This window comes from Confluentibacter flavum (assembly GCF_002843175.1).
GTDB classification, from domain to species: Bacteria; Bacteroidota; Bacteroidia; order Flavobacteriales; family Flavobacteriaceae; genus Confluentibacter; species Confluentibacter flavum.
Genome location: NZ_PJEO01000052.1, coordinates 125,763 through 151,417 on the forward strand (window position 1 = coordinate 125,763; position 25,655 = coordinate 151,417).

The 25,655-nt window shown below is 32.2% G+C and carries 17 protein-coding genes and 1 other RNA gene; 9 read left to right on the plus strand and 9 right to left on the minus strand.

Annotated features, from left to right (window positions below; translation table 11 throughout):
* Window positions 1-83: 83 nt before the first annotated feature.
* Window positions 84-887, minus strand: coding sequence for an SDR family oxidoreductase (locus CSW08_RS15185; RefSeq protein ID WP_106660717.1), 804 nt, complete (start codon window positions 885-887; stop codon window positions 84-86).
* A gap of 138 nt (window positions 888-1,025) precedes the next feature.
* An RNA gene (gene ffs, locus CSW08_RS15190) (signal recognition particle sRNA small type) lies at window positions 1,026-1,124 on the minus strand.
* Window positions 1,125-1,211: 87 nt separating this feature from the next.
* On the opposite strand from ffs, the gene CSW08_RS15195 reads away from it, so the two are divergent.
* On the plus strand, window positions 1,212-2,234 hold the full coding sequence (locus tag CSW08_RS15195) for a glutaminyl-peptide cyclotransferase (protein WP_106660718.1): 1,023 nt from the start codon (window positions 1,212-1,214) through the stop codon (window positions 2,232-2,234).
* Between the two features lie 4 nt (window positions 2,235-2,238).
* Here CSW08_RS15195 and CSW08_RS15200 read toward each other — a convergent pair whose 3' ends face one another.
* Window positions 2,239-3,381: an MFS transporter gene (locus tag CSW08_RS15200; protein ID WP_106660719.1), complete on the minus strand. Its 1,143-nt coding sequence runs from the start codon at window positions 3,379-3,381 to the stop codon at window positions 2,239-2,241.
* Between the two features lie 164 nt (window positions 3,382-3,545).
* Here CSW08_RS15200 and CSW08_RS15205 point away from each other — a divergent pair, with 164 nt between their 5' ends.
* The 5 genes from CSW08_RS15205 to CSW08_RS15225 all read left to right on the plus strand — a co-directional run bounded on the left by CSW08_RS15205 (window position 3,546) and on the right by CSW08_RS15225 (window position 8,655).
* Window positions 3,546-4,058, plus strand: a complete 513-nt coding sequence (locus tag CSW08_RS15205) for a hypothetical protein (RefSeq protein WP_106660720.1) — start codon at window positions 3,546-3,548, stop codon at window positions 4,056-4,058.
* A 145-nt stretch (window positions 4,059-4,203) separates the two neighbouring features.
* The gene (locus tag CSW08_RS15210; protein ID WP_162495563.1) at window positions 4,204-5,466 is read left to right on the plus strand and encodes a sensor histidine kinase; all 1,263 of its coding nucleotides are present in this window, start codon (window positions 4,204-4,206) and stop codon (window positions 5,464-5,466) included.
* Window positions 5,467-5,487: 21 nt separating this feature from the next.
* Entirely contained in the window at window positions 5,488-6,129 is a 642-nt protein-coding gene (locus CSW08_RS15215) for a response regulator (RefSeq protein WP_106660722.1), read from the plus strand.
* Window positions 6,130-6,259: 130 nt separating this feature from the next.
* Window positions 6,260-8,212: a hybrid sensor histidine kinase/response regulator gene (locus CSW08_RS15220; protein ID WP_106660723.1), complete on the plus strand. Its 1,953-nt coding sequence runs from the start codon at window positions 6,260-6,262 to the stop codon at window positions 8,210-8,212.
* A 41-nt stretch (window positions 8,213-8,253) separates the two neighbouring features.
* Window positions 8,254-8,655 (plus strand): response regulator, encoded by a 402-nt coding sequence (locus CSW08_RS15225; RefSeq protein WP_106660724.1) that lies wholly within the window; start codon window positions 8,254-8,256, stop codon window positions 8,653-8,655.
* 64 nt (window positions 8,656-8,719) lie between these two features.
* Here the strand turns inward: CSW08_RS15225 and CSW08_RS15230 are convergent, their stop codons facing one another.
* From CSW08_RS15230 to CSW08_RS15240, 3 genes are read right to left on the minus strand one after another with little or no spacing between them, the layout of a single operon-like run.
* Complete coding sequence (locus tag CSW08_RS15230) at window positions 8,720-10,984, minus strand: TonB-dependent receptor (RefSeq protein ID WP_106660743.1); 2,265 nt, start codon at window positions 10,982-10,984, stop codon at window positions 8,720-8,722.
* A gap of 7 nt (window positions 10,985-10,991) precedes the next feature.
* Window positions 10,992-15,137: a non-ribosomal peptide synthetase gene (locus CSW08_RS15235; protein WP_106660725.1), complete on the minus strand. Its 4,146-nt coding sequence runs from the start codon at window positions 15,135-15,137 to the stop codon at window positions 10,992-10,994.
* 2 nt (window positions 15,138-15,139) lie between these two features.
* Window positions 15,140-15,388, minus strand: coding sequence for an acyl carrier protein (locus tag CSW08_RS15240; protein WP_106660726.1), 249 nt, complete (start codon window positions 15,386-15,388; stop codon window positions 15,140-15,142).
* Window positions 15,389-15,716: 328 nt separating this feature from the next.
* Here CSW08_RS15240 and CSW08_RS15245 point away from each other — a divergent pair, with 328 nt between their 5' ends.
* From CSW08_RS15245 to CSW08_RS15255, 3 genes are read left to right on the plus strand one after another with little or no spacing between them, the layout of a single operon-like run.
* Window positions 15,717-16,937, plus strand: a complete 1,221-nt coding sequence (locus tag CSW08_RS15245) for a HupE/UreJ family protein (RefSeq protein ID WP_106660727.1) — start codon at window positions 15,717-15,719, stop codon at window positions 16,935-16,937.
* A 10-nt stretch (window positions 16,938-16,947) separates the two neighbouring features.
* Window positions 16,948-20,973, plus strand: coding sequence for a non-ribosomal peptide synthetase (locus CSW08_RS15250; RefSeq protein ID WP_106660728.1), 4,026 nt, complete (start codon window positions 16,948-16,950; stop codon window positions 20,971-20,973).
* Window positions 20,961-21,740 (plus strand): 4'-phosphopantetheinyl transferase family protein, encoded by a 780-nt coding sequence (locus CSW08_RS15255; RefSeq protein WP_106660729.1) that lies wholly within the window; start codon window positions 20,961-20,963, stop codon window positions 21,738-21,740. The genes CSW08_RS15250 and CSW08_RS15255 overlap by 13 nt, the downstream gene beginning before the upstream one ends.
* On the opposite strand, the gene CSW08_RS15260 is transcribed toward CSW08_RS15255, so the two are convergent.
* The 3 genes from CSW08_RS15260 to CSW08_RS15270 all read right to left on the minus strand — a co-directional run.
* Window positions 21,723-23,948, minus strand: a complete 2,226-nt coding sequence (locus CSW08_RS15260) for a poly(ethylene terephthalate) hydrolase family protein (RefSeq protein ID WP_157831517.1) — start codon at window positions 23,946-23,948, stop codon at window positions 21,723-21,725. The two genes, CSW08_RS15255 and CSW08_RS15260, sit on opposite strands and share 18 nt — an antisense overlap.
* Window positions 23,949-24,046: 98 nt before the next feature.
* Complete coding sequence (locus tag CSW08_RS15265) at window positions 24,047-25,027, minus strand: PorP/SprF family type IX secretion system membrane protein (RefSeq protein ID WP_106659566.1); 981 nt, start codon at window positions 25,025-25,027, stop codon at window positions 24,047-24,049.
* Between the two features lie 38 nt (window positions 25,028-25,065).
* The coding region (locus CSW08_RS15270) for a T9SS type B sorting domain-containing protein (RefSeq protein ID WP_157831450.1) at window positions 25,066-25,655 on the minus strand (590 nt) is incomplete at its 5' end.

Genomic DNA, 25,655 nt, shown 5'->3' on the forward strand with positions numbered 1-25,655 from the left:
TTATTCAGTTGCAAATTTACAACTTTGTAAAAACCTAGCCTAAAGGTTTAATTAAAATATTTAAACAACTTACTTTAAGTTATTTACAATTTATAATGTTTCATCAACATTTTTTCATAAACCTTATCGGGCAAAATGCGTTTCAATACAATAGAAAATTTTTGCATAAACGCCCCCACCTTATAGTGTACTTTAGGATTTTTGGTATTGATTACCTTTAAAACAGCTTGCGCCATCATGATGGGGTTGCTCCCGCTATCAACATGCGTATTCATTAAGTCTAAAGTATCTCCATAAGGCTTTTTGTATGGTGAACTTTCAAGAAGTGGTGCATGATATCTACCAGCTGCTATATTTGTAGCAAAATCGCCAGGTGCTATATTTGTCATTTTGATATTAAAGTCTTTAAGTTCCATTCTAAAAGCTTCCGTTATAAGTTCTAACGCTCCCTTACTGGCACTATAAATTCCTCTATAAGGCAGTCCCATATAACCTGCAATAGAAGTAATGTTTATTATTAATCCTGAATGTTGTTTACGCATTTGAGGCAAAACTGCCTTAATAACATTAATGGGTCCGAAAAAATTAGTATCAAAATTGGCTTTAATTTCTGCTTCTGGCAGTTCTTCAATCGCTCCCGTAATACCAGCGCCTGCATTGTTTATAAGCACATCTATCCTACCCTCTTTTTCAACAATCGCTTTAATGGTTTCTTGTATGGTTTCAATTGTTTTTACATCTAACTGTAAAATAGGAAATTTACTGTCGGGATACTTTTCTGGATTCCGACTAGTTCCATAAACCTTGAACGCTCTTTCGACAAGATATTCCCCTATTGATTTTCCTATTCCAGAAGAACCTCCTGTAATTAAAACAACTTTAGACATAAATTATATTCATAATTGATTATGTAAAATTAACAATGAATTTTACATGGGAGCATAAAATGAGCATGTTTTGAAGAAAAGAAGATGGGATTTTATACTTATTTTGATGAGATTCCTGCCTTCGCAGGAATAAATAAAAAAAGGCAAGCTACCTACATCACACCGCTACGACCATTTACCTTTGCTGCGTTCCCGCCCTGGAGGATTCAACAGGAGCTGGTTGTGTAGGACTTGCCGGCTGCAAAGATACAACCTTTTAAAATTTTCACAATGATTTTTTAAACTGATTTTAAATAAATATCTTGCTTAAAATTTAAGTTAAAAATGAAACTATTTAAATTCCTCACAATCATTTTATTAAGCTCGTTTGTCCTGTCTTGCGGAACCAATAAAAATGATTTTACCATTAAAACCAATGCCAAGGAGCAAGTAATTTCTAATGCGGAAACCTTAATTCTGTCAATTGAAAATCCGAAAAACCATGCTATTGATTCTGTTAGATATACCTTAAACGGAAAATCAATAAAAGAAAACACGGATTTAAAAAACACTAAATTAGGAAATCAAAATATTGAAGCTACTATTTTTTTTAATAACGAACAGCAAAAAACGGTTATTAAAATAACCGTTTTAAATAGTGAGCCACCAAAAATATATTCTTATAAAATAATTAATGAATATCCTCACGATATCACTTCGTACACTCAAGGATTAGAGTTTTTTAATGACACGCTTTATGAAAGTACGGGACAGCACAAGGAATCAAAACTCAGAAAATTAGATTACAAAACAGGCAACGTATTAAAGAACATCAATTTGGCAGATCAATATTTTGGTGAAGGCCTCACCATTATAAACAACAAAATTTATCAATTAACATGGCAAGGAGGTCTTGGTTTTGTGTATGACGTTAATACTTTTGAAAAACTTAATGATTTCAAATATGGTAAAAGCAAAGAAGGTTGGGGATTATGTAATGATAACAAAACCATCTATAAAAGTGACGGCACAGAACATATATGGCTATTAAATCCTGATACGATGGTTGAAGAAGACCATATTCAAGTGTATACCAATAAAGGTAAAATTGTTGAGATTAATGAAATGGAATGGATTAATGGCGAGATTTATGCCAACCGTTACCAAAAAGATGGCGTTGCTATCATCAATCCAACAAACGGCGCTGTTATTGGTGTTATAGACTTTTCGCCATTAAAAAAACTAGTAACGCAACATCAAGGATTAGACGTGCTTAACGGCATAGCCTATAACCCAAAAACCAAAACTATTTTTGTTACTGGAAAACGCTGGGATAAATTATTTGAGGTTGAAGTTGTTAAAAATTAAACTATTAAGCATTTTTAGATTGATAGCGAAAGAATGCATAAGATAATGGAATAAACATTAATCCTGCTATAACAAAAACAAAGAAGGCCTTTTGTAAACCAAAAGCATGTGATAAATAACCTATAAATGGGGGCCCTAATAAAAACCCAATCGTAGCATAGGTAGATATTATTGAAATAGCCATTCCAGGAGAATACTTTTTTGAAGTTCCTGCCAATGCAAATGTCATAGGGAAAATAGGAGCCGTACCAAAACCTACGAGACAAAATCCAAATAGCGCAGACCAGAAAAACGGAAATACAACCGCTATTGAAATACCCAAGGCAATTAATAGAGCACTCAAAATATATGTTTTTTGAACGCCAATTTCTTGTGCCAGTCGATCGGAGAAAAATCTAGAAAACGCCATAGTTGCCATAAAAGTAAGATAGCCATAAGTAAAAACGTCTTCTTTAACGACTTCTTTAAAATATACCCCACTCCAATCGAACATGCCGCCTTCGCACATGGCCGCAAAAAATATAATCACACCTAGATATAGAATAAATGTGTCTGGTTTTCCTAAAATTAACTTGTTGCCCGAAGTCGATTTATCGTTCCTTAAGGTAAACTTATAACATGCCAAGGAAACAATTAACGTCGCTATTGAAATTACTAATAAATGAACCTGAATGGAAATGTCATTTTTCACCATTAATGTAGAAAACGCAACCCCTATTAATCCGCCCGTACTCCACAAACCATGAAACGAACCAACAATCCGCTTTTCAAACTTATTTTGTAAGGTTATGGATTGTGTATTCATTGAAATATTTAAAATCCTCATAAAGAACGAAAACAGACAAATAGCCAATACCAACATAAAAGACGTTGTGGCGTAACCAATTAAAGCCAGTGAAAAAGAGAAAAACACAAATGATACTACAAGTGGGATTCTACTATCAAATTTTGACACCAACCAACCAGAAATAGGCAATCCAATAATGGAACTTATGGGCATTGTTAAAAGAATCGTTCCAAGCTCGGCATCATTTAAATTAAAAAAGGCTTTTATGGTTGGAATGCGTGATGCCCATGAAGAAAAACAAATTCCAGAAAGAAAAAAATATACACTTAAAGCAATACGCTGTTTAGCACGGGTTTCCATTTAACTCTTGAAAATTTTAAGTGCAAAAATAGTATAACATTTGCTTTATTCTTATAAACGGTTAAATAAATTAATTCCTATTTAAATATAAGTATTTTACCTATTTATACTACATGCCTGGAAATGTAATTTTGCGATTACAATAAATCAAATATCCTAAAATAATGAATACTTTACATATTGATATTAAAAAGTTAAAAAGTAACGCAACTTATATCTTAAGTTTTACTTTGATTTTCTTAATCTTAGGGTGCTCCGTTGAAACCAATGACGTAAATGAGAAAGTAAATGAAACATTAATGTCGAAAAATTGGATACGCGATAGCTATGTAAATAAAAATTCTACAGGTCATTTTGAAACTTATGAAAGTAAATCAGAACTTCAATTTTTCTCTAATGGAAACTTACTAATAAAGGAGCCACAATCTGATGATAACAATGGTTCAGGTTTAATAGCGCCTCCAATAGGTTTTCCGGATACATTACTAATTAATGGTACATGGACCTATTTTGAAAATACCAACACTTTAACATTAAAGGTAGATGATAGTATGTCACAAAAAAGCACCTGTAACTACATTAATTGGAAATTAACTCGTCTTGATAATAATCAGTTTGAAATTGAAAATAATGACGCTACGGAAATTATTAAAGTAAACTTTAAACATAAAATTTAAGCTTCAAAAGTTATAATAGTATTCATCATATTCCAATTAAATAAATTTATATTTTTTATATAACTGCGCCTTTTATATCAAATTAGTATTATTTTAGTGCATGTTTCTGCTTTGTCTTGAACATACATCTTTTATTGATTTAACAATGCCAACCAAAAAATTAGAATTTTATTTATCATTAAAAATTGCTTTTATCTATTTTTTAGTAGGTAGTCTTTACATCATATTTTCTGATATACTTTTAGAAAAAATGCTTCCTCCTGAAACCGTAACTGAGTTTCAATCCTATAAGGGTTTGGCGTATGTGTTTTTAACATCTTTTCTTCTTTTCTTCTTATTAAAGAATAATTTAAAGAAAATTAATACTAGTGAACAAAAGTATCGCTTGTTAGCCGACCATTCAAAAGATTTGATATTCTTAGTTAATCCAGATTCTGAAATTGTATATCTGAGTCCATCTGTAAAAGATTTATTAGGATATGAGGTTAGTGAAGCTATAGGTAGAAAAAAATATGATTTTATTCATCCTGATGATTTAAAAAAAGTTGAAAACAATATTAATGACCTATTACTAAAAGGAAAATCAAAACCAATTACATATAGGGTTAAAAATAAAGCAAATGACTATATATGGTTTGAATCTTTAAAAGAACTCATTACAAAAAACAACAAGGTAATAGGCATCGTCTCTTCTTGTCGTGATGTTACCGAACGTGTAGAAGCAAATAGAGCAATTAAAAACTATCAAAAATCTTTACAAAATTTAACTACTGAAATTTTTTTAGTCGAAGAAAAGCAAAGAAAGGAAATTGCTGCTAATATTCATGACCATTTAAGCCAATCATTAGTGATTTCGAAAATGAAACTAAAGGATTTAAGAGAAAATACATCCTTAAAAAACCACGTCTCGGATATCGATTTTATTAATACCCATATTACGGATGCCCTTGAAAATTCAAGAAAAATCACTTATGATTTATGTCCGCCTGTGTTGTATCAATTAGGCATTATTGACACCATGCATTGGTTTTCAGATAAAATAGAAGAACAGTATCATATCAAGGTTGAATTCACAACAAACATAGAAAGCATACAATTAGATGATAATGAACTCATTTCCATTTATCGTTCTATTCAAGAAATTGTTACCAATTCGATTAAACATGCAAATGCAAGTTTAATTCATATTGATTTTAAATTTGTTGATGAAGGCTTGAATATTTTAGTTTCAGATAATGGAAAGGGTTTTAATGTAGATAACATACTAAGTAATAAAATTCTTAGTAATGGGTTTGGTTTATTCACATTAAAGGAAAGAATAAATAACTTAAAGGGCACCGTAAATATAACTTCTAAGCCTATTATTGAAACTGGTACAATTGTAAAAATTTTTATATATTTACAATAGGAATTATTGTAATAATTTATTTTGGAAACTTCAATTTTATTAGTAGATGATCATAAGATAGTTAGAAATGGCTTAAGAAGTTTAATTGAAAAAAAACAAACTTTAAAAGTTATTGGTGAAGCTTCAAATGGCAGGGACGCTATTAAATTTTGTGAAAAATTTAAGCCCGACGTGGTCATTATGGATATTGCCATGTCTGGTCTTAATGGCGTACAAGCCACAAAACAAATTATTGATATCGATTCAAATATAAAAGTCATTGCTTTGTCTATGCACTCAGACAAACAATTTGTTATAGGCATGTTCAAAGCGGGAGCTTATGGCTATTTACTAAAAGACAGCAGTTCCGAAGAGCTTATTGAAGCCATTTTATCTGTAGTCCGCAACCAAAAATATGTAAGTCAAAAAATTTCGGATGTCCTTATTGAAAATATCTCAAGCAATGGTAACAAAAATGAGGTTGATGTGCTTACAACCAGAGAAATTGAAGTACTCCAGCTGATTGCAGAAGGCAACTCATCAAAAGACATAGGCGAATTACTTTTTGTAAGCCCAAAAACCGTTGATGTGCATCGCACCAATATTATGCATAAATTAAATTTATTTACTATTCCAGACTTAACAAAATATGCCATTAAAGAGGGCATCATTTCATTGGAATAACAATTTCCATCTTACATTTCATAAAGCTATAAGCGTTGTTTAAGAAAATTACTAGGGTAATCTAAAAACAATGCTTATTGTTTTTTGAGCATTTATATATAATATTTGTAGTACAACCAACACACTCAAAATGGGTCAGTTTAAGCAAATATCAAAAATTTTAAAATTTATACCAAACAGCTTTACAAAAAGTGAAATATATAACATACTTAATTGTATACCGTTGCCAATAGCAATGGTTGATAATTGTCAGAATATTATTTTTACCAATCAACAATTTCTAGACTTTATAGGTATTTCAAACTTAAACAACCTAAGTTGTAAAAATTCATTTTGCAACAATTTATCCTGTATCTGCCGTGTCATTAATGATACTAATGATGAAAAGCCATCCAACAAAGTAAAAAGACGTTTCATTAAAAATGATGGTAGCATCGCATTTATAAATAGAATAACCCACCAATTAGAAATTAACCATGTAGCCTGTAAGTTGATTTTTATTATTGACATTACAGAAGAAGAGATGCTAAAAAAACATCAAGACTTAATAATAAAAGAAAAGTCGATAGCAGAACTATATGCATTAAAAGAGGCTAAAAAATTTGAATTTCTTTTTGAAAATTTAGGAGATGCACTCTATTTATTGAACAAAAAAGGTGGCTTTGTAAAAGTAAATGAAAAAGCTTCCCAATATTTAGGCTATTCTAAAGAAGAATTACTAAAAATGAATGTTTTAGATATTAATGAACCTAAAAACATTTTAAAGTCTAAAAGAATCATTAAACATATAAAAAAGAATAAAAAGTTATTATTTGAAACAAACCATGTCACTAAAAATGGAGACATAAAAACGGTTGAAGTGACGGCTAGATATATAAATTTAAATAATGAGGATTTTATTTTTAGCAGTGTTCGTGATATTACCCAAAGAAAAAAGATGGAACAAGATTTACTTTTTTCAAAAGAAAAAGCCCAGGAATCTGAAAAGTTAAAATACGCCTTTTTAAATACTATTAGCCATCAAGTAAGAACGCCATTAAGTGGCATTTTAGGGATTATGGATATACTTGAAAACAATTACACAAATTTAACACTTGAAAAAAGGACTGAATTTTTTGAAACAATCAGAAATTGTAGTGATAAACTTTTAAATACTATTGAAGATGTTATTGAAGTTTCAAAATTGAGTTCCGGTATAGCAGAACCTAAACCAAGCTCATTTTCATTAAAGGCAGAGATAGAAAAGTTAATAAAAGAACTAAAGGAAATCCACAATGAAAATAACAATACGTTTTCTCTGGAAATGGACACAAGCGTTACTGTGATTAAAACAGATAAAAACATTCTCATTCGTGTTTTAAAAAATTTAATGGATAATGCTTTTAAATTTAATTTCAATAAAAATTTAAAATTAACCATACAAAATAGAGACGACAGTATATTTTTTTCAATGGAAGACGATGGTGATGGCATCAAAGAAAAATGTATTGGTAGTATATTTGAACCATTTACCCAATCAGAATTTAGTTTAAATCAAACAATCAATGGATCTGGTTTAGGTTTAACCATATCAAAAAAAATAATTAACTGCCTAGGAGGCGATTTAAAAGTTGAAAACTTGGACGGTAAAGGAATTAAATTTTATTTTACGATTCCTAACATGCTTTTAAATGAATTGGGAACAAGTGAAGAAAAACTAAAAAACAAAACCATATTAATTGCAGAAGATGACCTTATCACCTACTTGTTTTTAAAAAATTTACTGGAAGGAGAAGGTTGCCTTCTAATTCATGCCATGAACGGGAAAGAAGCTGTTGAGAAATTTGAAAAAAACAAACAAATTGATTTAATTATAATGGATATCAATATGCCCATCATGGATGGATTAACTGCTACTCAAGCCATAAGAAATACCTGTTCTGAAATACCTATTTTAGCACATTCTGCCTTTGTTCATGACCGATTCAATGATAATTGTCTAGAATATGGTTTTAATGATTTTATAGAAAAACCAGTGAAAAAGAAGATTTTACTGGAAAAAATAACTACATATACTAAAAATAAGCATATTTCTTATTTTTAATATATGTTGAACATTTTACTTTTATTCAAGTTAACTGAAAAATGAATAAACTAATTTCCCATTATATGTTAGTTGTTGAAGACGAACCCATTATAAGCGAAAAAATAGTAAAAAAATTAACGGACTTTATTGATTCAAAAAAAATAAAATTAGCGAATACCGTTGCAGGATCGCTAGATTTATTAGATACCTGCAAATTTAATATCATCATCTTAGATTTAAATTTGAATGATGGCAATGGTATAACTATTTTGAATAAGGTAAAAGAAGATCATTTAAAATCGTTGGTTTACGTATTTTCAATAAATTCTGAATTAAAAAATATATGTCTTAAAAAAGGAGCCACGGCATTTTTTGATAAATCAAAGGATTTTGATGATTTAATTTCAACGGTTAAAACCGCTTATCAAAATATTTTTAATGAATCAGACTCTGTACAATGACGATTAGTAATTCCCTAGGAACCTATCCCATAGCAATAACACAAAATTTCAAAGGACTCCAACCTTAAAACCTAACTGATATTTTTCCTCTCAAAAAAAATGGGGTTCCTGGGGTAAAATGTATTTCTTCAACTGAATTTGGCTCATTGAACAATCTACTTTCTGTGGCGAATTGTGTTTCGTTCCATTCGGTGTCGAATACATTTTCCACAATCAATCCAAAAGTCCAATTTTTATAATTGTAATTTAAATTGAAATCGGTTACAAAATAGCCTTCTGCCACAATGGAATTATCTTCGTTTGCTGGCCTATCTTTAATGTAGCGGTAATTAATCCCACCCGAAAAATTACATAAATTACGAAAACTAATACCCCCTGCTGACGCTAAATCTGGAGCAAGCGGAATGTAATCTTGTCCACTTGGCTCTTCAACACTTCTAGCATGTGAATAATTAACATCGCCATTCACAAACAACCAATCCGTCAACTGATACTGCAATCCAAAATCAGCACCATAGCGTTGCGTTTTTCCGCTAGGCTCAACAATACCAGCATCTCCAACATACACAAACTCTTGCTGCAAAAACAAACTCCATAAAGCGGCATTAATAACCAATCGCTCTTTGGGTTTTAAAACAACACCAAAATCTGCCCCAAAAGCGGTTGGGAGTATTTTTTTTCCATTATTGGCAGTCACTACCCTACTATCGTTTGAGTGGTAACCCAGCCCTGTTTTAGCATAAAATTGAGTCTTGGGAGAAGCCGCATAAATAATATTAAACTTTGGGCTTAACAGTACTTTGTTCTCACTTTTATTATCGTAAGTGAGTGTCAATAAATTTTCGTAATCAAAAGTAAAATAGTCTAGACGCAACCCTGGATTGAAGGTCCATTTATTTTTTTTATACGTTACATTGGCAAACGAAAAACAATTTAATTCATCCACATTACCATATGCCAATCGTTCCAAAATAGTTTGTCTGTTTAAGGTTCTGGATAATTGAACATTATTAACATCATCATATCTAAACCCAATTCCCAACTCATATTTTAACTGCGCATCATGGTCTCCAAGATGAAATGAATGTTCGTAGGCTGCTTTTGCACCAATAATGGTTCTATCTTCTTTTTGCTGTATTTGATCGCCATTTACTGGGTCTTCCAAAAAGAATGTGAAATTTGAAAATAATTCAAAATCGTACTTAGACACGTAGGCTGAAGATTTTACTACAGAATGTTCGTCTATTTGCTTTTTATGGTTTATCCACATATTACTTCGGCTGGTATTACCGCCTTCGGTATCATCAATAGCTCCAAAACGACCTATTAATCCGCTCTCAACTGCACGTACTGGAATTTGCCCAGAAGCATCCCATTTGCTCTGAAAATGGGAAATCCCCATATCAAACTCTTGGTTTAGGTAATTATTGAAATTGTAACGACCCATGATATTAAAACGGTTAAAATTTTGAGGCGATTCAAAAACACCCTCGGTCAATACCATTTCTGAGGCCAAATAGGCACTACTATTTTTTTCTTCCAGAACTTTAATCATACTCAAAGCACGTAAAGTGTTATATTGTCCAGCTTCTAGAGATATCAAGCTTTCGTCGATGGTTTTTTTGGTATTGATATCCACATAACCTGCCGTATTGAAATTTCCTTTATCGGCGTAATAAGATCCTTTTCCGAAATCGATGTTATTAATGGTCTCAGGAATGATGAAGTGCATATCGGCATAACCTTGTCCATGAGCGTGCGAAACCATATTTACGGGCATACCATCCACATCAATGGCAATATCTGTACCATGGTCTATATCAAAACCCCTCAAAAAAATCTGTTCTGCTTTACCCCCACCGGCATGCTGACCAATTATCAACCCCGGTATTTTACGTAGTATCTCTTGGGACGATTTTACTGGACTTGTTTTTAAATCTACATTTAAAAAGGTGCTTAACACATTAACCTTAGAAACTATCAATACTTGATCTAAGGATACAGAGGATACTTTTAAAATAATATTTTCAGTATTATCTAAATGCTTTTCACTAATAACAAGTTCTTGGTTTTCAAAACCTAAACTATAAAAATAAATTTTGTCACCAACTGAAATATCATCTAACTCAAAATAACCCGCCACGTTGGTATATGTGTAAGTACCCGTAGTTTTATTATAAACGCCAACACCTTGCAAGGGTTTGCTAGTTTCTTCTGAAACTACTGTTCCGCTAAGCTCATGAGCTTGCATGCTTATAAAAGTGAAAACCAATAAAATGAAACATAAGACATACTTTGGAACTTTCTTTTGGTTGCTTGGTTGTGTCATAGCTTTTTTATAATGATTCAAGAATTCTTTGTTCTATATGGCTGGCATATGCTTCAATTGTAGGTAAATTAAAAATTTTATTTAAAGGAATTTCCATTCCCAATTCGTCATTAATTCTAGATGTTACCCTTATAGCTGCTAGTGAATGCCCTCCTAAGACTATAAAATTATCGTGAACACTAATTTTATCCAACCTTAAAACGTCTCGCCATACATTATAAACCAGTTCTTCAATATCGTTTCTTGGAGACACATACGAAGTTTGTATGTCATTGGTTTTATTTGCAGCATACTTAATTTCTTTTAGAACTTTCTTATCTACTTTGCCGTTTTTTGTTAGAGGCATTTCGTCTAAATGCTTAAAAGCGGAAGGTATCATATAGGCTGGTACTTTCTTTAACAAGTGCGCCTTTAAATCTTTTGTTGAAACAGCATCCTTAGCCGTATAATATGCGACTAGCTTTTCATCGTTCTCAAAAAGGTTATCAGAATCCTCATAACCAATTTCGTTCATAATACGTTTTACTTCAGTCTCGTCTATATATTCATTAATTTCTTCAAGACTTTCATCCCGGGTTTTATGCCCTAATCGCACATCCCAACTGTAAGGGAACGAATAATTGCTATAGCCTTTTTCTTTTTTATGAACATAAATCCCTACTTGGTTTATTAAACAGTTGGTAGAACGTCCTGTATCTGTTGGTCTAATCCAGCCCACTGTGTCTTCTAAATATCGAAGCATTTCCTCGAGACTCACATCAGAATATCTATAAAAATCCACGAACTGGACTTTATCAAAAACAGCATCATTCTCAAATAAGGAAACATCTAACAACTCTTTAACGGCATCCTCTTCTCTATGATAAAGTTTTCTAACTTCTAATATAGTGTCATCAATTTTAGTTACATCCAAATTTTCTTCCCAGAATAATTCTTCTGTCAATCGTGTTTCAAAAAACTGACCTCTGGACAAGCCTGTAACAATAAAAGGAATTTGCTTTTCCATGGCAATTTTTGTGCTCAATGTGTAAATGGTTTTAAAACAACCATTACAAACATTTTTGTGTCTTTTAAGACTGTCCACAAAAATTTGGTTCATATGATTCGTTGAGTCATAAATATGATCAACTCCCAACTTCTCAACAATTCTATTTATATTATTTTTTGCTTGTTGTGATATGTAGCCGTTATCTAAGGTAAATGCTAAAACTTTAAGTCCCATGCCTACTAATTGCGCCAAAATGTAGGTGCTATCCTTACCTCCGCTCAAAAGTGTCAAACAGTCATAACTTGGGTTATTAGTCTTGTTCTTGGTTAAGATTGATTTTAGCTCTGCTTCTGTTCTAAAATACTTTTGTACTTTATCTTCGTAATTTTTAAAGGCATTACATAAATGGCATACGCCTTGATCATCGAAATCTATTTCTGGATAATTTGAGGGTAATCCACAATTTGTACAATTTATCACCTTCTCTACTTCTTCTGTCCTTTTTTTATTGTCTACCAAAACAACTGCACAAGTATCAATCCCTTTAAAATCCATTAAATTGGATTCTATATCGGTTAATTCTATCCTGTAGCCCCTTAACTTGATTTGCTCATCTACCCTTCCTAAATATTCATAATCCCCATCTTCATTAATTCTAGCTAAATCGCCTGTATGGTACATTTTTGCCCCTGTTACAAAAGGATTATCCACAAACTTTGCCTTAGTTAATTCATCTAAATCCAAATAGCCATTTGCTAGACTTGCCCCACTTAAATACAGTTCTCCCACAACACCATGAGGTACTAGATTTTTATGACTATCTAAAATATAGGCATGCATATTTTTAATAGGGATACCTATAGGGATAGAAGCACCTGTATGTAATGCTGCATTAAACTCACTTACTATGCAGCCAACAGTCGCTTCAGTAGGGCCATATTCATTAAAGATCCTGATGTTATTGCCAAAAGCAGTGGTGATTGATTTACCTAGTTGTACTTTAAAATCTTCACCGCCAACTATCATTGTTTTTATAGTAGAGTTTGTCAAGTCTCTTCCCTTAAAAAAGGACAAATGTGATGGCGTTAGCTTAATGGTATTAACCAAATTATCTCCCAATAATTGCAATAAGGATATATCGGGTCCAAATGCATTTTCCTTATAAACAATCAATCTGCCGCCATTTAATAAAGGTAAAATGGTGGACGTAATGGTAAGATCGAAGCCTATAGATGTAAATAACGGAAGAATGGATTTACTATCAATGCCATAATAACCCTTGGCCCAAAGCAAATAATTAGACAAGGCACTATGTGATATTATAACACCTTTAGGATTACCCGTAGAACCAGATGTATATAGAATATATGCAATCGAATTAGCCGTTAGTTTAATATTCAAATTATCAACCGATAGGTTTGAACTCTCAGCTATAACCGTTTTTAAATCCAGTACAGGTAATTCAATATTCAATACATTAGTTTTCAGTGGCAATTCAGTTAAAACCATGCTGGCTCCTGAATTAGAAAGCATAAAATGAACACGATCTTTAGGTTGGTCAGCAGCGATAAGTATAAAAGTTGCTCTTAATTTCATTATGGCGAGCAAACCAACAATATACTCTATACTTCGGTAGGTATAGAGTGCTATTTTATTTTCTGAAACAACACCTTCCTTTTTTAAATAAGTTGCAAATTGATTCGCTTTTTTATTTAAACCATTATAAGTGAGTGTTTCAGGTCCACATTGCAATGCAACACTATTAGGGTTAGATTTAACCATGGTTTCAAAAAGCTCTAAGATAGAACTGTATGGTGAGTCGAAATTTAATTTGGGAAGTAAAAAAGCGTCTGTTTCCTGTTGCGTTATAAGATTTGGTTTTGATATTTCCTGATCAATATCCTGAATGAATGCATCTAGTATATTTGAGAAATGATGCATTACCAAACTCGATAAAATACCCTCATTTAAATCAAAAACAACCTTGATTTTACCTGTTGCTTCAAAATCGTAAATATGGCACCTCATTTGGTGGGCGGCATCATTATGATTTGGATGAATCCAATCCACATTTGTTTCCAACCCATCAAAATTTGAAAAGCTAGAAGTTATATAATTAAAAATAACATTAAAACTTCTGCTTACCTTTGCTGAAGTAGCTCCTGTTACAGCATGTTTTAAAAAGGCATTACTCTCGATTTTAACGCGTTGTAGCAATGTATAAAATGTATCATCCTCGTCTAAATCAACAGTTAAAGGGAATACTTCAATAAATAGCCCTGCCGTTTTTTTAAACTTATTTGTAGTCCTGTTATGTATAGGGGCACCAATAGCTATATTATTTTGACCACTTATTCTATATAGATACGAAAATATAACCGTAGCAAAAATATTAAATAGGGTGAGTTCTTGTGTCCATGATTTAATATCACTTTGCTTAGCTAAATCCCTTAATTTTTGTGATTGTTCAAAATCTAAATTTAATACAACCCTATTGGATTTAGTTGTTGGATTGAGAGGCTGTTTTACGCCATATAATGAGGGTGCTTTCGTAAATAAATCAACTTTTCTCTCCCAATATTTTTTTTCTTCGGTATTGTTTTTTGCTTGGTCTATTTCGTATGCTACATAATCGGAATAGTTAAACAATTCATTTAAGTCTGATGGTTTTTTATGATTTTTGATTTGCCCATATATTTTAGACATAGTATCAAAAAGAATTACAGAACTTGAAGCATCTGTTATTAAATGATGCACATTTAAAAACCAGATATAGTGTTGGGAATCCACTTTTATTAAAACGGAATCGAATAATGGCTTAGAAAAATCAAAAGTTATTTCACTTCGTTTTTGTAACCATTCTTCGACAGGAAATACATTTGACTCAGAAGTAAAATCCAGCATTTCAAAAGCATAATCATAGTCATCCATTATCTGCTGATAAGGGGTATTTTGATTTTCTATGAAAACAGTTCTTAAAACATCTATCTGCTTAATCATATCAGAGAATGCTTTGGCGAATACACCCTCATCTATCTCTTCATGTATATGATAGGCATAGGGTACATTATATAAAGGGACATTAGGATGTAATTTTTGTCCGAGCCATAAGGATAGTTGACTTTGTGTCAAGGCATACAACTTCGATTTTGATTGGTCTATCATAACTATGATTTTAAGCTATTTTTTAAAATATAGTTACTCATGTTATTAATGGTCATGAAATTATCGAAAGTCATGTCTTCAAAAGGTATTTCCATATTAAATCGTTTTTCAATAAAACGCACAATACGCATGATGCCCATAGAATCTATAAGTCCAGTACTCAGAAGGTCTTCGTCGTGACTCAAATTATCTAATTTTTCCTCTATAATCTCTTGTTTGATAAAGGTTTCCAAAGCGTCATTTATTTCCATAATAAATTTATATTCATTAAAAATGATTACATGACTAAAATTTAGGAAAATAGAAGCTGATAGGTATTATAATATCAATAACATATACCTACTAAATACAACATATAGCAATTTTTTATATTTAATCTTTTTACCTAGCAAGGTAAAGATATATGAATATTGTTTATCACTAAAATAGTAATTCCGTAATTCAACGATTAAATATTTGTATTGAACGAAAAAAATAATATTGAATATTATGAATCTTCTAATATTTACGATATTCATTAAAAAAAATCGCTAAAACACACTTTTAACAATTAGTGTGTTATACAATAAACTAACCGCTATGAATAAAAAATTCCTGTGCCTAGTATTTATTGCTCTAATTTTAACCACTGTTAACAAAGTATTTGGACATAATCCCGATAATAGTCTCATGTATCTTAGAATTTATGAGAACGCCAATATTGAAGGAACCATACATGTTAACATAAATGAATTAAATGATGTTTTAGGACTTCATTTAAATAAAAAAACGTCTGTTGAGGACGTTGAACCATATGCCAATAAGATTAGGGACTACTTAATTAAAAACACCGCTTTTTCAACTGGCAGTAAGATCTATAAAATGGTATTTACCAATGAAATAAGCATATTGAGTGTTGGATATGGTGATTTTGTAATATTCCATTTTTATTTAGAAAATTCTAATGTTTTACCTGACGAAATAGATGTTGTTTTTAAAATTTTTATTGAAGAAGAGCCTAACCACCAAAATTTATTAGGGCAAGAGTATAACTGGAAAGCAGGCTTGATAAATAACGAAAAAATGATTGACTTATATTTTAGTCACAACGACTGGAAAAAAACATTATCGCTTAAAGAAAGATCTATCATGAAAGGTTTTATGGCGATGATCAGACAAGGTATTTGGCATATCTGGATTGGCATTGATCACATTTTATTTATAATAGCGCTTATTTTACCTGCTGTTGTACGACGGAAAAAAGCTGGTATTTGGGGCTGGGAACCTGTTGATAAGTTTAAACCTGCTTTTATCTACATCATTAAAATCATTACTTTTTTCACAATTGCACATACCATTACATTAAGTTTAGCATCTTTAAATATAATAGCTCTGCCATCAAGGATTGTTGAATCCATTATTGCCCTTTCTATTGGATTGGCAGCCTATCACAATATTAGGCCCATTTTTAAGGGAAAAGATTGGCTTATTGCTTTTGTATTCGGATTGTTTCATGGATTTGGATTTGCAAGTGTTTTAGGAGAACTAGGTTTTAATGGTGAAAATCTTGCCTTAACACTATTAGGTTTTAATATTGGTGTTGAAATTGGGCAATTAGCTATAATAACAGCTATTTTTCCTCTATTATATGTCATTAGAAACCTTAAATTATATCCCAAGTTTTTAGTTTACCTGTCTGCCCTACTCATAATTATTTCTCTTTATTGGGTAGTAGAACGTGCTTTTGATATTGATCTTCCTATTGATAACTACATTAGAAGGTACGGTTATCAATTTGCCGTTTGGTTAGGTCTGAGATAAAAAGAAAGATATGGAAAAGGAATTGAAGCAAGAATCTTTATTAGATAAATGGAAAAATAGAGAGCAAAAAACAACGAGCATAAAACCTATAGAAAAGGCGCCTCCTGGAGTTAAAATACCACTTTCTTACGGACAAAAAAGGCTGTTTTTTTTACAACAATTGTATCCCGATAATCCATTCTACAATTATTCGGAAACGTATACTTTTATAGGTGAATTAGTTAAAGAACATCTTATTGAAAGTTTAAAAAAAGTTTACAATGATCATGATATCTTAAGAACCACCTATCATGCCGATGGAGATACCGTTTTCCAAGAAGTTGATGCGTCTGCCAAGATGGAAATTTCAACACATGATTTAAGTAAATTAAATGAGTTAGATGCTGAAATAGAATGTCATAAAATCATGCTAGCTGATGCCACAAAATATTTTGAGCTGGATAAAGGCCCTTTAGTTCGTGCTTCATTAATTAAAATAAATGACCTAAAACATATACTTCAAATCACCTTACACCATATAGTAACGGATAAATGGTCCATGCAAATTTTCAGAGCTCATGTAGCTCATTATTACAGACAATTTAATAAGGATATTCGGCTTTCAGAATTAAAAAACCAATTACAATATACTGATTATGCCTATTGGTTAGAAAATCAAGAAATAAATAACGACCATCTTAATTATTGGAAAAATAAACTTTCTGGTGAAATTCCCAATTTAAATTTACCTACAGATTACTCCAGGCCCAAACATCCATCATTTAAAGGTGCTGCTTCGTATACTCAAGTTTTTAATAAGGATTTATCAGGTAAACTCCTAAAGCTTTCAAAAAAATTAGAAACTACGCCTTTTAATTTGATGCTTTCCGTTTATTACATAATGCTATATAAATATAGCGGTCAAACAGATATTTTGATAGGGACGCCTGTAACAAATAGAAATCAAAAAGCACTTGAAGATCTTATTGGTTTTTTTAATGACACTATTGTTTTGCGAACCAACCTTTCCCCTTCTATGACGTTTATGGATTTTGTAGGGAACGTACGTACAAACACGTTGGAAGCTTTCTCCAACAAAGATGTTCCTTTTGATATTTTGGTTAGAGAACTAAAAACAAATAGGAACTTATCCATAAACCCATTTTTTCAAGTGATGTTTCTATATCACTCAGTTCCTGAAAATCCTTTTTTTGATGATAATTTAAGTTTAACGCACACATGGTTTGATTCTAAGGTCGCGAAATTCGATTTAACCATCTATATATCAGAAGAACATGGTTTATTTTCATCGACCTTTGAATATGCTTCCGATTTATTTGAAGAAGAAACCATAAATCGATTTCAAGATTATTTTAAACTGCTTTTAGAAGGCATCGTTTCTAATCCCAACATAGTTATAGCCGATATTCCTATCATAAACGAAAAGGAAAAAACATTCCTTTGTAATCAAAAAAATGAATTTAGCAACCATCTCCTTGAAGAACAAGCCATACATAAAATCATTGAACAAATAGCTTCTAAATACCCAGAAAATAAAGCCGTTACCTTTGGTAATGTGTCCATGACTTATAAAGAATTGGACCATAAAGCAAGTTTAGTGGCCCAAAGTCTATTAAAAAATATTACTACAAGAAACGAAGTCATAGGCCTATGTTTAGATCGATCCATAAACATGATTGTTGGCATGCTTGGTATTTTAAAAGCTGGTTGTGCCTACCTACCAATTGACGCAGATTACCCAAAGGAACGCGTGAATTTTATGCTAAAAGATTCCAACGTAAAAATCTTATTAACTCAAAAAAATATTACTATTCATGATACTGGTTTAGATATTTCTACCCTTTTCATTGAAAACTTAACTGATACTATTAATGAGCTGAACACTCTTGATTATCCTCAAACGAGTGAAGACGATTTAGCCTATATCATTTATACTTCAGGTAGTACAGGACAGCCAAAAGGAGTCCCTATTACCCATAAAAGCATTATTAATTCTACCACTGGAAGAATTTATTTTTATAACCATAATCCATCAGCTTTTTTACTATTATCCTCCATATCATTTGATAGCTCGAAGGCAGGCATTTTCTGGACGCTTTGTACGGGTGGTAATTTAGTTATTAGTGAAAAACGCTTGGAACAGGATATTGATAAAATAGGTAATATTTTAAAAGATCATTCCATTAGTCATACACTCATGCTTCCATCATTATACAAAACTATTTTAGAATATACCAGCCCAGATAGCTTTGGAACTTTAAAAACAGTTATCGTTGCTGGTGAAGCTTGTACTGAATCACTTTGCGATTATCATTTTAATAAACTGCCTAAAGTAAAATTATATAATGAATACGGCCCCACAGAAGCCACCGTATGGTGCATCGCGTATGAAATAACAAAAGCAACTATTAAATCTTCAATACCAATAGGTAGACCCGTCGCTGGTGCAAACATTTATTTACTGGATGAAAAACTAAATTTAGTCCCAAAAGGTGCCATTGGGGAAATTTATATTGGAGGCACGGGACTTTCAAAAGGATATTTAAATAGACCCGAATTAACACGACAGGTATTTATTACAAATCCTTTCAATACTGAAGAAAAGCTCTATAAAACAGGTGATTTAGGAAAATTTCGAAATGACGGTAATATTGTATTCTTAGGAAGAAAAGATCAACAAGTTAAAATACGGGGTTTTCGTGTTGAATTAGAGGAAATAGAACAAACATTGATGGACAGCATCATGTTTCATGGGGTTGTATTGAATTTAGAAAACAACCATCTTGACAATGAATCTGAATCTTCATCTGAGAAACCTAAACAATTAGTCGCTTATGTTATTGCAAAGACGCATTATAATAAAGCAGCATTAAAAAGTTACTTAAAAAAGCGTATTCCAAATTATATGATTCCAGCTAAAATAATAGAGCTAGAAGCATTTCCTAAACTACCAAATGGTAAAATTGACAAAAAAGCCCTCTCAATTTTAAAATACGCTCATTCATCTGCCAATCAAAAAGATAGTAATGTAGAACTTCCAAAGAATGAAACAGAACAAGTTATGCTTCAAATATGGCAAGACGTATTAAATATAGATGCCATAAGTACGAATGATAATTTTTTTGAAATTGGTGGTGATTCTATTTTAAGCATTCAAATTATTGCTAAAGCACGGAAAATGGGGATGATGATTTCACCCAATCAATTATTCGAATTTCAAAATATAAAAGATTTATCTGAATATATTGATGTTAACAAAAATACCAATGAGTCGTGGGATTACGTGGCTCCACTGAGGAAAGAAGGATATAAAAAACCGTTGTTTTGTATACATGCTGGTGGCGGACATGTTTTTTTCTATAATCTTTTAACAGAATATATAGATCCTGAGCGACCAATATATGCCATACAACCATCGGGCCTTTATGGCAGCGAAGCCATGCATAAAAATGTTCAAGAAATGACTGATGATTATATAGAGTCCATTACTAAAATTCAGCCTGATGGTCCGTATAATGTGGTTGTGTACTGTTTAAGTGTTGCTATTGGTCATGAAATGGCGATACAAATGAAAAAAAGAGGCATGGATTTAAATCTGATTGTAATGGATACAATGGCAAATCCTTGGAAACTAAATACCAAAGAAAGAAAGCTAATCAGAGCTAAAAATTTTTACAAAAGATTCAAAAAAAAACCATTCCAAACCATCAAGCTTATTATTGTTGACAGAATACCCAGTTTAAGTTTAAAAATAAAAAAATTACTGAGTATTAATAAGAAAGATCATTTTCAAAAAGTAAAGGACAATCTTGTCAACATATGCGTTGATTATATTTGGAAACCATACCCAGTAAAAATATCATTAATACTTACTGAGAAACATGAAGAAAGTCTGAACGAAGAAACCATTAAATCATGGAAAAATCTTGCTTCAGATGGCGTAGAAATACTTTTTACAAAAGGTAACCATCGAACTTTATTTGAGAAGCCTGATATTGCGTTTGTGGCAAAAACCATTGAAAAGTGTCTAAAATAACCTTGTTAACATCATTTATGCAACCATCAAATACAAAATCTTTCAATCTTTCTTCAGGCATGGTTGATGTATGGTATATTGATGTCAATAATTGTAAAAAACAAATACCATATTATACCTCACTACTTTCTACGGATGAAAAGCTAAAAGCGGATAAATTCAAGTTTATAAATGATAAAAATATATTTATTGTAGCTAGAGGTGTTTTAAGAGTTTTACTAGCTAAGTATCTATCAATTAATCCGAAAAAAGTGGAGTTTAAATATGGTGATTTTGGAAAACCAGAAACGATTAATAATCAGTCCATAAACTTCAACATATCCCATTCTGGCAAGATGGCTATTTTTGGTTTTACTAAAAGCCATGACATTGGTGTGGATATTGAAGAAATAAAAAACAACTTCGATGTATTAGATATTGCGAATAACTTTTTTTCAAAAAAGGAAATTGAGTTTCTAAATAATTTCCCAACAGAAGATCAAACTGAAGGTTTTTATAGATGTTGGACTCGGAAAGAGTCCTTTATTAAGGCAAAATCTATAGGGCTTTCGTATCCGCTAGACTCGTTTTCTGTTTCAATAGATTCCCATGAAAGTGCTGAATTATTAGAAACACAATGGGATATAAAGGAAAAACATAATTGGACATTATTTTCTTTTAGTCCTTATGAAAATTATATTGGTGCTATATCAGTAAAAGGAAATGTTAAAGCTGTTAAATACTTTAATTTCAATAAAACAGATATTAATTTATTGCAGACCATTTAAACTTTTTGTAAAACCAATGTTATCCATTATTAACACTCCTTTTTTAGTTCTATCAAATAGAAACTCAATATTGGTAATCTCATTAAAATCAAAAAACGGATTTAATAATTGTATATCATTTATTGCAAAGGAAAATGTTTTAAGCATACGTTCTGATTCCTTGTAACCATTGATAAAATCAGCTTTTTCTAAAGCAACTGTTAATGGTTCTTGTAAATAGGATACTTTACTCAAAGGGAAAATAACTCGTTCCCCTTTGGAGTCTATTAATGATATTGTAAAGTCCATTAATTCTTCTTCCAAATCATTTGAATAGTCTTCTATCATAGCCATAGAAAAAACAAATAGCGTATTGGATTCAATATTCAATTTTTTTGAGGGTAATGCAATTGAAAATGATGGAGTGGAATATGTATTTGAATTAAGGATTCTTGTATTATCCCATCCCACAACAACTCCTTTGGTTTCTCTATTTTCAAATTTCATCCTAATTTGTTCTTCACGCCAAATTATTAGATTTTTTGTTGAAATATTACCGCCATCCAAAGTAGTCGTTGATAAATTGAAGTCTTCATCAAATGTGCAAACATACTTACAATTTGAGTCTTCAAACTCATTCAAAAAAATAGTTTCAGGAAGCCAATCATCACCTGTTCTATAATCTAAAAACAATGGTAAATACGCTTTATTGTTTTTTAGAGAAGCTTCTAAAAAAGCACTAATGTATACTTTGGCAATTTCTCTTTGCGAAGTTTCATCCATTAACTCTTTTAAGTTTAAAATACCGGTAAATGGACTAAAAGAATCTTTATTTCCCCAAGTAGTATTAAACTGTCCGTGATTTGCTCGATGAATATAAAGACCTGATTTAAAATGATATTTGCTATCACTGAATTTGATGCGGTCGTATTGTTTTAAACCAACAAAAGATCTAACCTCGGCATCATGCGAACCATGGATTGCTAAGTAGTCTATATTTTCTAAATATGAGGATTCACCTGATGGCTTATATTGTCCATCTACAGGAGCTATGGCTATGAGTGATTTTATATTAAAATTATAATCAAATGGTATTTTTGCGTTATCTGGATAATAAGGAAGCTTGTTAAATAATGCAGCATGAGCAATAGACTCACCGCCTTTAGAATGCCCTATTAAAGTAATCTTGCTAGTATCTATTTTATTAAAAAAAGGACTTTTATTTTCTTGATTCCATTCGTGCCACAATTTCAAATGTTCTAACAACAACAATGCCCTAGCATCATTCTCCTTATAAAGAGCTCCAGCATAATAAGCCCATATATTATTAAGGAAATTTTCATCTACAGAAACAAAAATATAACCTCGAGAAGCTAACAATTCCCCTAAATATGCATAACCAGAATCTGAAAAATCTTGCATGGGATGATCGCCATGTACCATTAAAACCAATGGAAATGAACCATTGTTTTCTGGATACCAAACACGTGCATTTAGAGGCAAATTACTTTTGTCAAAACCCCAATACTTTGTTCTCCACCAACCCGTTAAACCACTCCAATTATCAATAAATTCAGTAGCATCAACACTTTTCGCTTTAATGTCGATTTCATTAGCATATTCTGGACGCTGTTTATCACTTCCACTTCCATAACTTAAAGTCTTCACTTTATACAAGCCGGTTTCGGCTGGTGATTTAGCCTGTATGTGACTTATATTTGCTTGTGATAATAATGCTGCATTATTAATACTATCCCTCGTTTCAAACCCCAAAGAATTAAACAAAACAACAAATAGAACGATGCCCATAAAAGCGTATATAATCCCCAATATAGATATGATCTTCTTCACTATTGAGAACTTATAAAAGTTACCACGGAAGAAAATATAAACCAAAAAACTACAAAGGCAAATATGAATAAGTAGAAAAGTTACTATAATTTTATTTGAATCAAGAAGTTTATAAATAAAGAGAAGTGATACAAAACCTGCTAATCTAAAAATTCTAGGAATTCTGGATAATATATCAGTTATATAATTAAATATTAGGCCTAATACAACAATCATTAAACCTAAAGCACCAAACACAAAAAAGACCCAATTGGAATTAATTTCCAAAGTCAATAAAACAATAAAAGCAATCAGTAAAATACCTGAAAAAGCAAACAGTCCAACTGAAATAGCATTTGTTTCTGCTTTTGTTGGTGTATAAGATTTAATAAAATTCAAAAAGTTTTTGATGATACTTAATAGTTTAATAATCAATAAAATTATTTCAATATAATAATATTATTTAACAATTATTACTATAAATAATGTAAATTTAATCAGTGCACCGGGCTCTGTGTACATGGACAATTACTGATTCCCTGTAAAAATTCCAACCCAATCGTAATAACATGGGTACCTGAATTGTAACCCGATAGATCGTTCATAGTTACTTGGTACGCATATCCAAAATAGAAAATATCCTTCTTAAAGCCCAGCATTGGTCCCAGATTCAAGGGCTTAAAGAACTGGTCGTTCAAGAAACGGTAGGATACCCCGGCCCAATAATAATCCTCGTTCCTGTTGAACTTCCTGAACTTGAAATTGAGATCGGTGCTGCTCCGGTTGTCACTGCTGAACATCTGGTAGTAAATGGAGGGCTCAAACTCCAGTCCGCTCTTCTTTGGGCCGTTAAAGGTATAGCCGGAATATACCTGATAGTTCAACAGCAAATTTGGCTCCGCGATCCTTATGTCCTCATCTATTTTTTTCTCCAATATGTTATTGGCATTAAAACTAAAGAAGAACCCCTTGTTCCTGTACAGCATGCCCACATCAAAATTATTGTTATTGGTAGATCTATCGTCCGTTATAAGTGGATTTGAAACTGGTGGCTGGTCCGTGCCATTGTTGAACTTACTGATATCAATTCTAAAGTTATTAATGTTATAGGATATCCCAAACGATAGATATTGCTTGGAATAATAATCCAGGATAAGATGGTGAGCAAAGGAGAACTTGGCCCCTTTTTGGATGGTGTTCCCATTCTTGTCGTTATAGAACGACACCCCCACTCCACTACGGTCCGCAATCCTGAAATCGGCATAGAACGATTGGTTGTCCGGTGCATCCTTTATGCCGACCCATTGCGTCAGGCCATTGGCCCTTAACTTTAGATTATCGCCTATGCCCGCATAGGTCGGTGAGACCACAAAATTGTTGTCCGCCAAATATTGCGTAAAGACCGGCAGGTTAAGCTCTTGCCCATGGCCTTTGGCTAGGACCAGTAATAATAGTAGGTATATAATCAGTTTTCGCATTTGTTTTGTTTTTTAGAGGGTTCAGCCACTGGTTTCCATTATCTATAAAGGGTAAAGTGCCCCACAAAATCACGATCATCTTTTGGGTCGTTCAATTTCACTACGTACCAATAATCCCCTGATGGCAATTCTTTTCCATTATAATTACCGTCCCATTTATCTCCCACACGGAGCGTTGCTATCTTACGTCCATATCTATCAAAAATATCAACCGTCAAATTCCTATATTGTGTGGCGCATCCCGGTCCCCATCCTTCGGTAACAGGCGTGAAATAATTTGGGATACATACATCTATATATTCAAAATACCTGGTTGCCATTGCCGTACAGCCATAACTATCTGTCACCGTGACCGTGTAATCCCCAGATCTATAGATCAGGAACGTGTTGGCGCTTCCGTAATCCTCTCCGTTCAGCGTATACTGGTAAACCCCAGATCCACCCGTGGTAACGGCAACAATCTCATTTAGTCCGCCATCAGCCAATGCCAATGCCAATGGGTCGTATTGTTCGATATCAAAGGCCGGTGTCCTTTGGATACACCCATTGGTATGCCTTACATCAATATAATGATTTAATCCAGGTGGCACATCCACAAAGACATTGCTTGCCTGGTATGGCCCGCCGT

Excerpts from the sequence above, each read along its gene's own strand:
- CSW08_RS15265 (WP_106659566.1), bottom strand. The coding sequence starts at position 25,027 with ATGCGAAAACTGATTATATACCTACTATTATTACTGGTCCTAGCCAAA.
- CSW08_RS15220 (WP_106660723.1), top strand. The coding sequence starts at position 6,260 with ATGGGTCAGTTTAAGCAAATATCAAAAATTTTAAAATTTATACCAAAC.
- CSW08_RS15185 (WP_106660717.1), bottom strand. The coding sequence starts at position 887 with ATGTCTAAAGTTGTTTTAATTACAGGAGGTTCTTCTGGAATAGGAAAA.
- CSW08_RS15230 (WP_106660743.1), bottom strand. The coding sequence starts at position 10,984 with ATGACACAACCAAGCAACCAAAAGAAAGTTCCAAAGTATGTCTTATGT.
- CSW08_RS15250 (WP_106660728.1), top strand. The coding sequence starts at position 16,948 with ATGGAAAAGGAATTGAAGCAAGAATCTTTATTAGATAAATGGAAAAAT.
- CSW08_RS15225 (WP_106660724.1), top strand. The coding sequence starts at position 8,254 with ATGAATAAACTAATTTCCCATTATATGTTAGTTGTTGAAGACGAACCC.
- CSW08_RS15210 (WP_162495563.1), top strand. The coding sequence starts at position 4,204 with ATGCCAACCAAAAAATTAGAATTTTATTTATCATTAAAAATTGCTTTT.
- CSW08_RS15235 (WP_106660725.1), bottom strand. The coding sequence starts at position 15,137 with ATGATAGACCAATCAAAATCGAAGTTGTATGCCTTGACACAAAGTCAA.
- CSW08_RS15245 (WP_106660727.1), top strand. The coding sequence starts at position 15,717 with ATGAATAAAAAATTCCTGTGCCTAGTATTTATTGCTCTAATTTTAACC.
- CSW08_RS15240 (WP_106660726.1), bottom strand. The coding sequence starts at position 15,388 with ATGGAAATAAATGACGCTTTGGAAACCTTTATCAAACAAGAGATTATA.
- CSW08_RS15200 (WP_106660719.1), bottom strand. The coding sequence starts at position 3,381 with ATGGAAACCCGTGCTAAACAGCGTATTGCTTTAAGTGTATATTTTTTT.
- CSW08_RS15205 (WP_106660720.1), top strand. The coding sequence starts at position 3,546 with ATGAATACTTTACATATTGATATTAAAAAGTTAAAAAGTAACGCAACT.
- CSW08_RS15195 (WP_106660718.1), top strand. The coding sequence starts at position 1,212 with ATGAAACTATTTAAATTCCTCACAATCATTTTATTAAGCTCGTTTGTC.